We start from the raw sequence: 12655 nt of genomic DNA on the forward strand, positions 1-12655 counted from the left end.
ATGTAAAATGTGAGGAGGAGTAGCAATGTTCAAAATTATAGAAGGTGACTTTAAAAATAATATCTACAGCAATGAAGAATATCTTGATAATTGGCCAATGTTATATCTTCTTGAAAATGGAAAACAAATATATATTGGAGAGTCAAATCATGTCAAAACAAGGATGACACAACATAGTTCAAATGTAGAAAAAAAGATTTTTGACAAAGTCCATTTTATTTATTCCAAAATATTTAATCAGTCAGTAACATTTGACTATGAATCAAAATTAATACAATATATTGTTGCAGACGAGCTTTTTCAAGTGACAAATAAAAATTCTGGAATTGCCGATAAACAATATTATAAAAAACAGGAATATGATAAGAAATTTGAATTACTTTGGAGAAAACTGCAAAGGGAGAAATTGGTAAAACATTCTTTAGAGGAGATTGAGAACTCTGATTTATTTAAATACTCCCCGTATAAAGAATTAAATGACAATCAGCGAAATGCAGTAGAAACAATTATTCAGAGGATTAGGGAAGAGGATACAAATCGAATTGTAATAAATGGAATGCCAGGAAGTGGAAAAACGATAGTAGCAGTTTACTTAATGAAATATCTAACGGACTGTGAAGAATTTCAAAACAAGCAAATAGGATTTGTTGTTCCACAGACATCGCTTAGAAAAACTATGAAAATCATTTTCAAAAGTATTTATGGATTAAGACCATCACAGGTATTATCACCATCAGATATTACAAAGAAAAAATATGATATATTATTGGTGGATGAAGCACATCGTTTGCATCAGTATAAAAATATATCTTATATGGGTTCGTTTAAGAAAAATTGTGAAAAACTTGGATTGACGACAGAAGCAGATGAATTGGATTGGATTATAAAACAATCAGATTGTACTATTTTATTCTATGATGCAATGCAGGTAGTAGGTCCATCAGGAATAGATTATCAGCGATTTGACCAAAAGATGCAGAATTCATTGGAACAACGTATGACTTCTTATTTTACATTATTAACACAGATGAGAGTACAAGGTGGAAATGCATATATAGATTTTGTGAAAAGTATATTTGAAGAATCATGTACTGAAAAATATAAATCAGATAAATATGATCTTAAAATATATCTTGATTTTTCAAAATTTGAAAAGGATATGTATCGAAAAGAAACAGAAGTAGGATTATCCAGAATGGTTGCAGGATATGCCTGGCCATGGATCAGTAAAAAAGATCAAACGAAAAAAAACATCGAAATTCAAGGAATCAAGCGCAAGTGGAATCATTGTACAGAAGGATGGGTGCATACACCGGAGGCAATCGATGAAGTTGGATGTATTCATTCGATACAAGGGTATGATTTAAATTATGCTTTTGTTATCTTAGGTAAAGATATAGGATACGATAAAAATACGAAACAGATCATTGTTCGTAAAGAGTTATATTTTGATCAAAATGGTAAACGGTCAACAACATATGAACAATTATTAGAATATATTAAAAATATCTATTATGTGTTAATGACAAGAGGCATTAAAGGAACGTTTCTTTATGTATGTGATGATGATCTAAGAGAATATTTGAGCCAGTACATAGAAGTGGAGAATTAAGATGCGAGAAGAGACGATAAATAAAATTTTAAAATTTAGAGATGACAGGGATTGGAAACAATTTCATAATCCGAAAGATCTTGCAATATCAATTTCGCTGGAAGCAGCTGAACTTCTTGAAGTATTTCAATGGAGCGGTGCAGATGTGTCAAATGAAGGAAAACAAGATAAAATCAAGGAGGAATTAGCAGATGTAGTGAATTATTGTGTATTGATGGCAGATGCTTGTGAACTTGATTTAGATGAAATTGTACAAGAGAAGATTAAGATCAATGAGCGGAAATATCCTGTTGAGAGGGCTAAGGGAAGAAGTGATAAGTATGATAAACTTTAAACTTAGAGATGAAGAAATAAAAGAATTAGAAAAATTTGATTCGGGAAATGGAAGTTACAAGTATTTGACAGAAGACAATATATGCTCTATATATGATCAACGACCAGATGCATGTGATGTTAAAAAAATGTATGAATCAATATATAAAAAGAAAATGGAAGTGCAATATATCGCAAAACAAAAATATGCGTTAAATATGGGAAAAAAGATAGTTTATAAAGTATCTTGTGTAACAAAATAATCCGATTTTAAATTGTACAAAGTTAGGGGGAAGAAGGTATGAAGAAAAGGAATTTAATTATGCTAATGTTTTTAGCATCAGTTGTTTTATTTACTCAAGTGAATGTTAAAGCTGACGATGACGACTGCTATTGGTATAATGAATATGGTGAACATGATTGGGATAGCGATTATGAGTATAAAAAATGTGATGCAACATATCATTATGAATTATTTGAATGTAACGAGTGCAATCGTAAAGAATATTTTAGAAAAGCACATGAATTTGAATATTCAAAATTAATTAAATGGGCAGAGCCGAAAACAAATGGAATTTTTGAATACAAGTGCAGTGATTGCGGACAAACAACAAGAAAAAAAGTAGTTTGGAATTTTAAAAAAGCATATAAAGGTACAGATGGATATGCTAGTTTTGATGTACGTAGTCGAAATAATGTATATCGTAATACTAGGTATATAACTTTAAGAACTTATAGCTATGACAAAGGATATGTTTTGAAAGTTAAAGTAGGTAAAAAAACATATACGAAAAAAATGAATAACAAAACAGATAAATATAGAATTAAAATTAAAAAACCATCGTATGGAAGTAAAATTAGCATAAAAACATATTATAAAAATAAATGCGTTGGTGTAGATAGTAGTAACGCATTTAATAAAGTTTTATATGCCAAAAATATGAAAACAGGTATGACCAAAAAGCAATTAAAATGTACATATAGATTCCTTCATCATTGGGGTAATCCATCCAGTACTGCAACAAGTTCAAATGGCTGGTCATATTGGTATTATGATGACGGCTCTTATATAATTTTTCGACATGGAAAAGTGAACGGATGGTACGATGTAAATTAAAAACACAATTATTTCAGATAAATTAGTCACCAGAGATAATTTAACACAAGTAGAATTTGATACAATGATGGAAACAGGACTTTCACAGGCCAAAAAAGATGATTCAAAAGTAAAAGGAAGAAGTGATAAGTATGATAAGATTTAAACTTAAAAAAGAGCACATTGAATTTCTTAAAAAGACATATCCTGATAATAAGCTGATTCAGAGAGTTTTGAGCTTTGAGAAAGAAGGAATTTTCGAAATGGATGAGGAGAATACATATATTGATTTCATGGATTATTTGGACGATGAGTCTGTAGCTTGGATGGATGAAAATTATGATGCTACACCACAAACAATTATGTTAGAATCAATAAGAGATGATATTTTTTGTCAGACTAATTAGAAGAGAAAGTGGACATTGAAACAAGACCTTATAGTCATAACAGGCCATAAGATCTTGTTACAGGAGAAAATGGATGACGACTTAATCATCATCACGAGGTAAAAACGGTGGTCGGAAGTGGTACAATTCTTCGTAAGATTCAAGCTCGGCTTCTGTTCTTGGAACAACTTGGATCAATCCAGTACAATCCGTGGTAGAACAAATATTGCACATTTCGAAGATATTTTCATCAATTTCTTCGTTTGTAAGTTCTCGTTTCTTCTTCTTATTATTCATGCATTGAAATCTCCTCGTTTCTTAGTATGTGATAATTTAAGAAAAATATTTTGTAAAATAAATCCAATAAAAGATATTATACGAGGAGATAGGAACAATGTATTTTGTACCAGAAGAAAGTAGAGAAAAGGCTGTCCATCCTAGACAGAATGGAAGCCTTTTCCGATAATCTCACTTGTATTAGAAACTAAAAGAAAAGCTTTTGGATCATGTTCTTTGATAAAGTTTCGAAGTTTCACTGCCTGTGAAGGACTAAGAACCGTCAGGATAATATATTTGTCATCCCCTGTAAAGGCTCCGGTTGCATTCACAATGGTTGCTCCGCGCTGTAGATCATTTTGGATAAAATCACAAATACATGTTGCATTGGAAGTTACAACATGAAAGTATTTAGAACGGTTAAAACTTTCAATAAAGTTGTCGATCAACGCAGAACGCATGATCAGACCAAACAAAGAATAAAGTCCTGTTTTGACGTTAAACACTAGGAATCCTGCGAGAGTAAAGATAAGATCAGAGATCATTAAGCCCTTTCCGATATCTACACTCGTATATTTTTTAAGAATCATAGCGATAACATCTGTACCACCACTAGAAGCTCCAATATTAAATAAGATTGCTGAACCAAGCGCTGGCAATAAGATTGCAAAGATCAACTCTAATAATGGCTCATTGGTAAGTGGATGACTCATAGGATAAATTCGCTCTAAAAGAGATAAACTTACAGATAAAAGAATCGTGCTGTAAGCTGTTTTTTCAGCAAAGCTTTTACCTAAGACGATCCATCCAATGATCAGCAATAAAATATTCACAACAAAAGAAAAATCACTGGCAGAAATAGGAAGGAATTTTGCAACTAAAACGGCAATACCTGTGATACCACCAAATGTGAAATTGTTTGCAAATTTAAAGAAGTAAATTCCGACAGCCATAATGAGTGTGCTGATTGTAAGTAAGGAAAAATTTTTAAGTTTTGATTTCATAATACTACCTTCTTTGACGATTGTTTCATTTATAATGATTTCATAATTCAATCATTTATTTTAGCATGAATATTCTATTTTTCAAGAAATTCGGTGGAAATAGTGAGAAAGAACGTATTATAATTTTTGTTATGGAATCTTGCGACAAAATGGATTGGCGCAATCAAGACAAGTATCTATATTTACGTATCCCCTGTTATAACCGTAATACTTTCAGTGTTAATCTTACATGAAAAAATAACAGTGATTTCTATCATTGGAACTATATTAATCCTTATTGGGTTTGTGGTCTCACAAAAAGTTAAGACAACAGACCAGATTAGATGTATAATATGTGATAATAAAGCAAAAAAAGGAGATAGGAACAATGTATTATGTACCAGATGGAACAAAAAAATGCGGATATTATGAATGTAAAAAATGCGGGAATAGATTCCTCTCATTACAGATGATGGAGAAGATTCCATGTCCAGACTGTGAGGCAGAGATCGACTACGAGATTGGACCAGATGAAAATATGGAAGATATTTTAGATACTGCGCAGTTACTTCAGAAAATCGAGGGTGAAGAAGAAGTCGAAAAGATGGATGCTTTACTAAGCCTTGCTATCACGGGTGGAGACTGCAATTGGATTTAAAAATGTATTTTCTAAAAGACTCAGGGACCATGGACTTCTGGGTCTTTTAGATTGCTGCAATAATTGAAACAAGAAGGCAGGAATATCAATTTATGAACGATACACAAGACAACAAATGGGACAAACTATTGCACATCAAAACCATGGGCAGAGACGACTCTCAATCCGATCAATACCGCTATCCATACGAACCAACTCCATATTCTGTACTGCAACGATTAGCAAATACAGGACTTATAAGGAAGAACAATATGCTCTTAGATTATGGCTGTGGTAAAGGAAGGGTAGACTTTTTCTTATCCTACCAGACAAGATGCCGTTGCCTCGGAGTTGAATATGACGAACGCATTTATGAGAAAGTAATGGAAAATAAGAAAGAAGCCGTATCGAAAGAGAGGGTATCATTTTCATTAGCGAATGCAGAAGAATTTCAACTCCCAGAACAGATAGACCGCATCTATTTTTTTAATCCATTTTCCGTAGAGATTTTGAGAAAAGTGATGGCAAGGATCATGGAATCATACTATGAACATCCAAGACAGATTTTATGTTTCTTCTATTATCCATCCGACGAATATCTTACATATCTGATGACGGTGGATGAGATGATGTTTACCGATGAAATTGATTGTTCCGATTTGTTTGGTGGAAATAGTGAGAGAGAACGCATTATGATTTTTGAGATTGGGCAGTAGACAGACTCAGGCCATCTAAATATTTGATCAATATTGCTCAATGAAGATGAATATAAATAGACGAAAAATAATAAATCATGTATAATCATAAATATGCATCTATAGTTACAAAATATGAAATAAAATATAAGAAAAACGGATATAATACAACAAATTATGTAACTTTAGATACACTTTTTAACACAAAAATCTAGAGCAAAATAATAAATGAGGTGATGAAAATGCCATTAACAAATATAGAGGCGGATAATTTTACGGTATTTGATGATATAAAAATTCCATTTAATAAAGGATTAAATATACTAGTAGGCGAGAATGGTATGGGAAAGACTCATGTTATGAAATTAGCTTATGCAGCATGTCAGGCTTCTAAACACGATGTATCATTTTCACAGAAAACAACTATGCTTTTTCGACCAGATCAGTCAAGTATTGGACGATTAGTAAATAGAAAGAAAAATGGGAAAAATACAGCAAAAGTATCCGTAGGATCAGACACAGCAAAGATTGGAATGACATTTTCAACGAAAACCAAAAAATGGGATGCAGAGATTACAACAGAGGAAAAATGGGAAAAGCAAATGTCTGATCTCACAAGTGTGTTTATTCCAGCAAAAGAAATTTTATCCAATGCATGGAATTTAGATGCAGCAGTGAAGATGGGAAATGTAGAATTTGATGACACCTATTTAGATATTATTGCAGCTGCTAAAATTGATATTTCCAGAGGTGTAGATTCCGCTGCAAGGAAGAAATATTTAAAGATTTTACAACAGATTAGCAGTGGAAAAGTTACTTTACATGAAGATCGTTTTTATTTAAAACCAGGTACACAAGCAAAATTAGAATTTAATTTAGTTGCAGAAGGTTTACGTAAGATAGCTCTATTATGGCAGCTTATTAAGAACGGAACATTAGAGAAAGGATCTGTATTATTTTGGGATGAACCAGAGGCTAATATTAATCCGAAATATATTCCTGTGTTGGCAGAATTATTAATTATGCTGGAAAAAGAGGGTGTACAGATTTTTGTTTCAACACATGATTATTTTTTATCTAAGTATATTGAAATAAAACGGAAATCTGACAGTAATGTTCAGTATATTTCGCTGTATAAAGATGAAATGAGTAAAGTGCAATGTGAGATTGCAAAAGAATTTGAATTACTGGAACATAATACGATTATGGATACTTTTCGTCAACTTTATAGAGAAGAAATTGGGGTGGTATTATAGTGAAAGTAATAACAGAATCGGAAATGAATTTTGGAGAATTTGATGAATCTAACTTGTTTCATATTGAAAATTCTAAAATTTATAGGGATCTTGGTGATGGAATTAAGACAGTAGAGTTTATTTTAAAATATAAAGAGGACAGTATTATATTTTTAGAAGCAAAGAAAAGTTGTCCTAATGCGGAGAAACGGCATGAAACAGAGGAGAAAGAACATAAATTTGAAGTTTATTTTTCTTCACTAGTAGAAAAATTTATTGCATCTTTACATATTTATTTAGCTTCTATTTTAGGTAGATATCCGGATATTTCAGAGGTTGGAGATAGCTTACAATCTGTAGATGAAATGAAAAATATGAAATTAAAGTTTGTATTGGTAATTAAGAATGCTGAAGATGTTGCTTGGTTAGTAGGACCATCTGCAGAATTAAAAGCCAGGTTATTACAGATTAGAAAAATTTGGAATATTGAAATAATGGTATTGAATGAAGAGTTAGCAGAAAAGCTTAGTTTAACAGCAAACAATCAAGATTATGCATTATAACCATTAGGTTGTTACCCATACCAATTAGGACCATTATAATGTATTTTCTAAAAGACTCAGGGACCATGGACTTCTGGGTCTTTTAGATTGCTGCAATAATTGAAACAGGAAGGCAGGAATATCAATTTATGAACGATACACAAGACAACAAATGGGACAAACTATTGCACATCAAAACCATGGGCAGTAGACAGACTCAAGTCATCTAAATATTTGATACCAATATTAGAAAATTTATATATTTCTCCAGAAGAATTTTTAAAGGAAATAAAGGAGGTAAAAATAAAATGATAAAAGACATAATGAAAGATCCATTGTTTCTAGCACAGAAATCAACAGATGCAACAAAAGCAGATCAGCAGGTAGTAGTTGATCTGTTAGATACACTAAGAGCTAATTTAGATCATTGTGTTGGAATGGCAGCAAATATGATCGGCGTTAAAAAGAACATTATCGTAGTAGCAGTTGGGCCATTTCAGTTTGCAATGATCAATCCGAAGATTACAAAGAAATCAGGCGTATTTGAGACAGAAGAAGGATGTTTATCTTTGGATGGAGTGAGACCTTGTAAGAGATATAAGGAGATAGAAGTAGATTATCTGGATCAGGACTTTAAAGAGCAGCACGGGAAATATTCTGGATGGACAGCACAGATCATACAGCATGAAATTGATCATTGCAAGGGGATTGTGATATGATTGAATTACAAACAATGGATGAAATACCAATTTTTACGATTGTAAAAATAGAAGCAGAAGAAACAGAAATTCCCATGTTAACTTTTTATGTAAAAGAAGATTCTATAGATGAACCAGAAGAGATTTCAATGGAAGAATTAACAGCTTATGACAGGAATCTAGGGATTGGAGATCAGGTAATAATCGGCCCAGATGAAACTTTGTTTCCGCTAGATATGGCAGAGAATCTTGGAATGTTTGACGAAATCGATCCGTTGAGCCAGATATCAGAAACAGGTCCCAGACAATGGCAGATGGAATGGATGGATAATTATATGGACGCGTTAGAAGAACTGGAGGATTCTACAACTAGGGAATAAGCCAAAATTCATGAAAATAAATCCATTAAAAGCAGATAAATTTATGGAGATGAATGTATTTATGCAGAAATTACAGATAAAACAGAAAGCATGTTATATAGAGCAAAATGGTTCCGGTGGTCCAATCATTTTATGGGGAATGTACCCTCATCGTGGAAATGAAATAGCACATATGTGGGATTGCCTGATGGAGACAGTCAATGATCAGGATTTTCTTTTCTGTGCATTTCAGGTAATAGATTGGAATGCTGATTTTTCTCCATGGAAGTCACCTGCTGCCTTTGGAGATGAAGATTTTAAAGGAAATGGTCCAAAGACTTTACAATGGTTAATGAATGATTTGATTCCAGAATTAAAAGCAGATTACGGGGTAGACAGAGAAATTTATCTGATCGGATATTCCCTTGCAGGATTGTTTGCTCTATGGACATCCTATGAAACGGATATCTTCTCAGCAATTGCAAGCTGCTCCGGTTCTTTATGGTTCGAACAATGGGATGAATATGTGTTACATCATCAAATAAAGTATGAAAGCAATATCTACTTAAGCCTTGGAGGAAAAGAAGAAAAAACAAAGAATCCGGTCATGGCAAGAGTTGGAGATCGAACTAGAACAAAGGAACGAATTTTGCGCAATGATTCTTGCAGACATTAAGAAATCCAGAATTAAGGAAACAGATGGTAGGAGTTGTTACATTTAATATCAACCGGATGTTTGGAAAAAGCAGAATTGATCAATTGAGGAAAGTACAAATGAAAAAAGCAGAATTTAAAAAAGTATTAATCTTATCAGCAAGTCCAAGAAGAAAGGGTAATTCTCAGATTTTATGTGATAAATTTGCAGAAGGCGCCAAAAGTACAGGTCATCAAGTCAAGATGATTCGCCTGTCAGACAAAAAAATTAATTTTTGCATAGCTTGTGATGCATGTATGAAAAATGGAGGATTTTGTGTTCAACGAGATGATATGGGAGATATTTTAAAAGAATATCAACAGGCAGATGTATTAGTTTTGGCAACACCAGTTTATTTTTATGGAATTTCAGCCCAGATGAAAATATTCATTGATCGTACATATCCAATTTGGCAGAATTTAGGACACAAAGATGTTTATTATATTATTTCTGCAGGATTAGGAGAAGACATTATAAAAAGATCCTTAGGGGATCTGGACGGATTTGTCGAGCATTTGGATGATTCAAAAGTAAAAGGAAGAATATACGCAACAAATGTTATGGATGCAGGGCTTGTGAAAGAACAAGAGGACTTATTAGAACGTGCTTATGAAATGGGCAAATCAATATAATATACAAGTAGTTTGGAGAGGCTTCCAATGAACAACAAAACCATAAACTATTATAACAAATACACTAAATCATTCATACAAGCAACAAGATCCGTAGACTTTACAAACATACAAAATAAATTTTTATCTTATCTTCCATCGGGCGCATCCATCTTAGATTTTGGGTGCGGTTCCGGACGCGATACAAAATATTTTCTAAAGCGAAAATATAATGTAACGGCGATTGACGGATCCGAAGAGATTTGTAAGGAAGCCTCAAAATATACAGGAATCAAAGTAAAACAAATGTTGTTTGAAGAATTAAATGACCAGAATATTTATGATGGAATCTGGGCATGTGCATCAATCCTTCATTTATCAAAAAATGATCTTTTTCTTGTATTTCATAAGATGAACAAAGCATTGAAAGAAAATGGAATCATTTATACATCATTTAAGTATGGTGAATTCGAAGGGGAGAGAAATGGGCGTTATTTTACGGATTTTACAGAAGATTCATTGAAAGAATTTATCTTGCAGATCCCTCAATTACAGATCAAAGAAATATGGACAACAGGAGATGTCAGAGAAGGACGAGGTGATGAACGATGGTTGAATATCCTGATTTGCAAGGGAAAAATATCTTAGAAATTGAGCCAAAATATTATAACAATCTAAATATTGATGGATTTTCTAAAATGATGAAAAGTCCATCCTATTGCTATAAATTTTATTGGCTGGAAGCGATCATACAGTTAATCTCTGAGGGAAAAACAGAATCGACATTTGATGAAATCATAGATGAGATGATCACAAATGCATGGTATTCTGTAAGAGAGTTCCATATTCACTTAAGTGGAATGCCACTGGACGGACAGATCAAGGATGGATTGGAGAGAGCAGTTCTTTTGCTAACAGAGCTTAGTGAATTATCGGCGAATGCTTCGAAAGTAGAGATTAAAAACGCGATCAAGCAGTATAACAAGGAATTAAAAACGACGAAAGAACAGCTGACTCATATGGTTCCATACCGAGCATTAGCAGGCTTTTTTACGAGGAGTAATGAAAAAGTAAATTGGAATAGCGCAAATCGCATGACAGCGTATATTCAGAAATTTAATAAAGAAGTCTTAACTCTTCCATACATATTAGGAACAAGCAGCAAGTTAAAAAAAGAAGTATATTTCCAACAAGACTGGATCAAGATGATCCAAGATCATACAGTCAATATTTTGGGTTGGATTCAATACGAAAAAGTAAAATGGCTGCAGAACAATAATCCAGAAGTTCCCGGTCTGGTATATAAATTGACCCCAACAGAAGAAAAGGTGCGAAAGCTTAAAAAAGTAAGAGATCTCTGGCAAGATATCATGGAAGTTCAAGAAATCAGAGACGTCTTTACTGGACAACCTGTGAAGAAGAAAAAATACGATATTGATCATTTTATTCCATGGTCATTTGTTATGAACGATGAACTCTGGAATCTGATGCCGATGGATGCATCACTAAATTCATCAAAGAGTAATCGATTACCAAAATGGAATCCGTTTTTTCAGAATTTTGCACAAAATCAATATCTGATGTATCAAATGATTTATGATGATATGGGAATCTATAACAGATTTAAGGGTTGTTATAAAGATAATCTCCATTCTATCTGGGCAGGACAAGAATTATATCGAAAAGGTAATTCAAAAGAGATGTTTTATAATATACTTGAAAAGAATATGATACCCGTATATGATTCCGCACGTCGACAGGGGTATGAAATATGGGATTATTCATAAGAATTTTAAAAGGGCAGAAGAATATGTGGTTAGAAAAGCAAAGAAAATATCCGAAGAATATATGTAGTAGATTAATGCTAGCTATTTTGTTACTCGCAAGTGTCATAACACTTACAGCATGTAGATCATCAAATATAAAAGAAACAACAAAACAAACAGATCATAAGACAAAGAAGTGGGAACCATTGGTGATAACAAAGCGAGAAAAAGCTCAGGCACAAAAAGAAGTTAAGCAAATTTCAGACATTTGTCAAAACATAAAAATCAATGAGAATAAAGTTACAAAAAAAGACTTACAAATGCTATATGATACATTAACATCCAAAGGTTATCCTGTTGCCCAGATTGGGGAAGAAAAACATAGTACAAAAAATGCACCAGTAAAATTCAAACCATCCAAGACAAGTCATGGTGAGAAATTGAAAACATTTTATGAAAAAACAAAAGCTGGAAAACCAACAACGATAACATTGTTACAGCAAAATAGTTCCGGAGGATTTGCAAATATCCGATTACAAAGCAACAATGGAAAGACAGAAGGAATTTTGACAACGATCTATAAAGAAGATGGTAAATTTTCTATGAGTGAAATGGTAAAGTATCAAGTGAAAAAACTGGAATTGAATGAAAAAAATATTATGACTTTGGAATTTTACTTATCTGATCAAGCAGAATTACAGACGGATGGTACGATGGAATTTCAATGTAATTGAATATTAAATTTTCGCCATT

Annotated in this window: 20 protein-coding genes; 18 read left to right on the forward strand and 2 right to left on the reverse strand. The window is 32.7% G+C overall.

All coding sequences use genetic code 11. The annotated features are described in order from the left end of the window. The first annotated feature begins 25 nt into the window (after positions 1 to 25). The 5 genes from OCV53_RS05945 (at position 26) to OCV53_RS05965 (ending at position 3427) form a co-directional block, all read left to right on the forward strand. Complete coding sequence (locus tag OCV53_RS05945; RefSeq protein WP_055197100.1) at positions 26 to 1612, forward strand: DUF2075 domain-containing protein; 1587 nt, start codon at positions 26 to 28, stop codon at positions 1610 to 1612. A gap of 1 nt (position 1613) precedes the next feature. Further along, positions 1614 to 1946, forward strand: coding sequence for a nucleotide pyrophosphohydrolase (locus OCV53_RS05950; RefSeq protein ID WP_055197102.1), 333 nt, complete (start codon positions 1614 to 1616; stop codon positions 1944 to 1946). Continuing rightward, a complete protein-coding gene (locus tag OCV53_RS05955; protein WP_055197104.1) occupies positions 1933 to 2187 on the forward strand; it encodes a hypothetical protein in 255 nt (84 codons plus the stop codon). Before OCV53_RS05950 ends, OCV53_RS05955 begins: the two co-directional genes overlap by 14 nt. Before the next feature lie 38 nt (positions 2188 to 2225). Then, positions 2226 to 3041: a hypothetical protein gene (locus tag OCV53_RS05960; RefSeq protein WP_055197105.1), complete on the forward strand. Its 816-nt coding sequence runs from the start codon at positions 2226 to 2228 to the stop codon at positions 3039 to 3041. Between the two features lie 131 nt (positions 3042 to 3172). Then, positions 3173 to 3427, forward strand: a complete 255-nt coding sequence (locus OCV53_RS05965) for a hypothetical protein (RefSeq protein ID WP_055197107.1) — start codon at positions 3173 to 3175, stop codon at positions 3425 to 3427. Positions 3428 to 3508: 81 nt separating this feature from the next. Here the strand turns inward: OCV53_RS05965 and OCV53_RS05970 are convergent, their stop codons facing one another. Together OCV53_RS05970 and OCV53_RS05975 are read right to left on the reverse strand one after the other, a co-directional pair. Beyond that, the gene (locus OCV53_RS05970) at positions 3509 to 3703 is read right to left on the reverse strand and encodes a hypothetical protein (RefSeq protein WP_055197108.1); all 195 of its coding nucleotides are present in this window, start codon (positions 3701 to 3703) and stop codon (positions 3509 to 3511) included. Between the two features lie 140 nt (positions 3704 to 3843). Continuing rightward, positions 3844 to 4686 (reverse strand): YitT family protein, encoded by an 843-nt coding sequence (locus OCV53_RS05975; RefSeq protein ID WP_022375715.1) that lies wholly within the window; start codon positions 4684 to 4686, stop codon positions 3844 to 3846. A 126-nt stretch (positions 4687 to 4812) separates the two neighbouring features. On the opposite strand from OCV53_RS05975, the gene OCV53_RS12425 reads away from it, so the two are divergent. The 13 genes from OCV53_RS12425 (at position 4813) to OCV53_RS06035 (ending at position 12636) form a co-directional block, all read left to right on the forward strand. Continuing rightward, the gene (locus OCV53_RS12425) at positions 4813 to 5097 is read left to right on the forward strand and encodes a DMT family transporter (RefSeq protein WP_081020018.1); all 285 of its coding nucleotides are present in this window, start codon (positions 4813 to 4815) and stop codon (positions 5095 to 5097) included. Beyond that, positions 5054 to 5323: an FmdB family zinc ribbon protein gene (locus OCV53_RS05985; protein WP_009265939.1), complete on the forward strand. Its 270-nt coding sequence runs from the start codon at positions 5054 to 5056 to the stop codon at positions 5321 to 5323. The genes OCV53_RS12425 and OCV53_RS05985 overlap by 44 nt, the downstream gene beginning before the upstream one ends. A gap of 92 nt (positions 5324 to 5415) precedes the next feature. Beyond that, positions 5416 to 6018, forward strand: a complete 603-nt coding sequence (locus tag OCV53_RS05990) for an SAM-dependent methyltransferase (protein WP_022375714.1) — start codon at positions 5416 to 5418, stop codon at positions 6016 to 6018. Positions 6019 to 6239: 221 nt separating this feature from the next. Continuing rightward, positions 6240 to 7253 (forward strand): AAA family ATPase, encoded by a 1014-nt coding sequence (locus OCV53_RS05995; RefSeq protein ID WP_055197110.1) that lies wholly within the window; start codon positions 6240 to 6242, stop codon positions 7251 to 7253. After that, on the forward strand, positions 7253 to 7795 hold the full coding sequence (locus OCV53_RS06000; RefSeq protein ID WP_055197112.1) for a hypothetical protein: 543 nt from the start codon (positions 7253 to 7255) through the stop codon (positions 7793 to 7795). Before OCV53_RS05995 ends, OCV53_RS06000 begins: the two co-directional genes overlap by 1 nt. Before the next feature lie 213 nt (positions 7796 to 8008). Next, a complete protein-coding gene (locus OCV53_RS12595; protein ID WP_420314429.1) occupies positions 8009 to 8086 on the forward strand; it encodes a DUF7724 family protein in 78 nt (25 codons plus the stop codon). Next, a complete protein-coding gene (locus OCV53_RS06005) occupies positions 8083 to 8493 on the forward strand; it encodes a peptide deformylase (protein ID WP_008390971.1) in 411 nt (136 codons plus the stop codon). Before OCV53_RS12595 ends, OCV53_RS06005 begins: the two co-directional genes overlap by 4 nt. Further along, positions 8490 to 8852 carry a hypothetical protein gene (locus tag OCV53_RS06010; protein ID WP_055197113.1) on the forward strand — a complete coding sequence of 121 codons (363 nt, stop codon included), beginning with the start codon at positions 8490 to 8492 and terminating at the stop codon, positions 8850 to 8852. The genes OCV53_RS06005 and OCV53_RS06010 overlap by 4 nt, the downstream gene beginning before the upstream one ends. Positions 8853 to 8895: 43 nt before the next feature. Next, a complete protein-coding gene (locus tag OCV53_RS06015; protein WP_262568561.1) occupies positions 8896 to 9507 on the forward strand; it encodes an alpha/beta hydrolase-fold protein in 612 nt (203 codons plus the stop codon). A 98-nt stretch (positions 9508 to 9605) separates the two neighbouring features. Further along, on the forward strand, positions 9606 to 10157 hold the full coding sequence (locus OCV53_RS06020; RefSeq protein ID WP_055197208.1) for a flavodoxin family protein: 552 nt from the start codon (positions 9606 to 9608) through the stop codon (positions 10155 to 10157). A 27-nt stretch (positions 10158 to 10184) separates the two neighbouring features. Further along, entirely contained in the window at positions 10185 to 10784 is a 600-nt protein-coding gene (locus OCV53_RS06025; protein WP_055197115.1) for a class I SAM-dependent methyltransferase, read from the forward strand. After that, positions 10745 to 11923 (forward strand): HNH endonuclease domain-containing protein, encoded by a 1179-nt coding sequence (locus tag OCV53_RS06030; protein ID WP_242852130.1) that lies wholly within the window; start codon positions 10745 to 10747, stop codon positions 11921 to 11923. Before OCV53_RS06025 ends, OCV53_RS06030 begins: the two co-directional genes overlap by 40 nt. Beyond that, positions 11908 to 12636 (forward strand): DUF6070 family protein, encoded by a 729-nt coding sequence (locus OCV53_RS06035; RefSeq protein ID WP_055197117.1) that lies wholly within the window; start codon positions 11908 to 11910, stop codon positions 12634 to 12636. Before OCV53_RS06030 ends, OCV53_RS06035 begins: the two co-directional genes overlap by 16 nt. The last annotated feature ends 19 nt before the right edge of the window (positions 12637 to 12655 follow it).

This window comes from Anaerostipes amylophilus, from assembly GCF_025567365.1.
GTDB lineage: Bacteria > Bacillota > Clostridia > Lachnospirales > Lachnospiraceae > Anaerostipes > Anaerostipes amylophilus.

Coding starts and splice junctions, on each gene's coding strand:
- OCV53_RS05945 (WP_055197100.1), top strand. CDS start 26: ATGTTCAAAATTATAGAAGGTGACTTTAAAAATAATATCTACAGCAAT.
- OCV53_RS05950 (WP_055197102.1), top strand. CDS start 1,614: ATGCGAGAAGAGACGATAAATAAAATTTTAAAATTTAGAGATGACAGG.
- OCV53_RS05955 (WP_055197104.1), top strand. CDS start 1,933: ATGATAAACTTTAAACTTAGAGATGAAGAAATAAAAGAATTAGAAAAA.
- OCV53_RS05960 (WP_055197105.1), top strand. CDS start 2,226: ATGAAGAAAAGGAATTTAATTATGCTAATGTTTTTAGCATCAGTTGTT.
- OCV53_RS05965 (WP_055197107.1), top strand. CDS start 3,173: ATGATAAGATTTAAACTTAAAAAAGAGCACATTGAATTTCTTAAAAAG.
- OCV53_RS05970 (WP_055197108.1), bottom strand. CDS start 3,703: ATGAATAATAAGAAGAAGAAACGAGAACTTACAAACGAAGAAATTGAT.
- OCV53_RS05975 (WP_022375715.1), bottom strand. CDS start 4,686: ATGAAATCAAAACTTAAAAATTTTTCCTTACTTACAATCAGCACACTC.
- OCV53_RS05985 (WP_009265939.1), top strand. CDS start 5,054: ATGTATTATGTACCAGATGGAACAAAAAAATGCGGATATTATGAATGT.
- OCV53_RS05990 (WP_022375714.1), top strand. CDS start 5,416: ATGAACGATACACAAGACAACAAATGGGACAAACTATTGCACATCAAA.
- OCV53_RS05995 (WP_055197110.1), top strand. CDS start 6,240: ATGCCATTAACAAATATAGAGGCGGATAATTTTACGGTATTTGATGAT.
- OCV53_RS06005 (WP_008390971.1), top strand. CDS start 8,083: ATGATAAAAGACATAATGAAAGATCCATTGTTTCTAGCACAGAAATCA.
- OCV53_RS06010 (WP_055197113.1), top strand. CDS start 8,490: ATGATTGAATTACAAACAATGGATGAAATACCAATTTTTACGATTGTA.
- OCV53_RS06015 (WP_262568561.1), top strand. CDS start 8,896: ATGGAGATGAATGTATTTATGCAGAAATTACAGATAAAACAGAAAGCA.
- OCV53_RS06020 (WP_055197208.1), top strand. CDS start 9,606: ATGAAAAAAGCAGAATTTAAAAAAGTATTAATCTTATCAGCAAGTCCA.
- OCV53_RS06025 (WP_055197115.1), top strand. CDS start 10,185: ATGAACAACAAAACCATAAACTATTATAACAAATACACTAAATCATTC.
- OCV53_RS06030 (WP_242852130.1), top strand. CDS start 10,745: ATGGTTGAATATCCTGATTTGCAAGGGAAAAATATCTTAGAAATTGAG.
- OCV53_RS06035 (WP_055197117.1), top strand. CDS start 11,908: ATGGGATTATTCATAAGAATTTTAAAAGGGCAGAAGAATATGTGGTTA.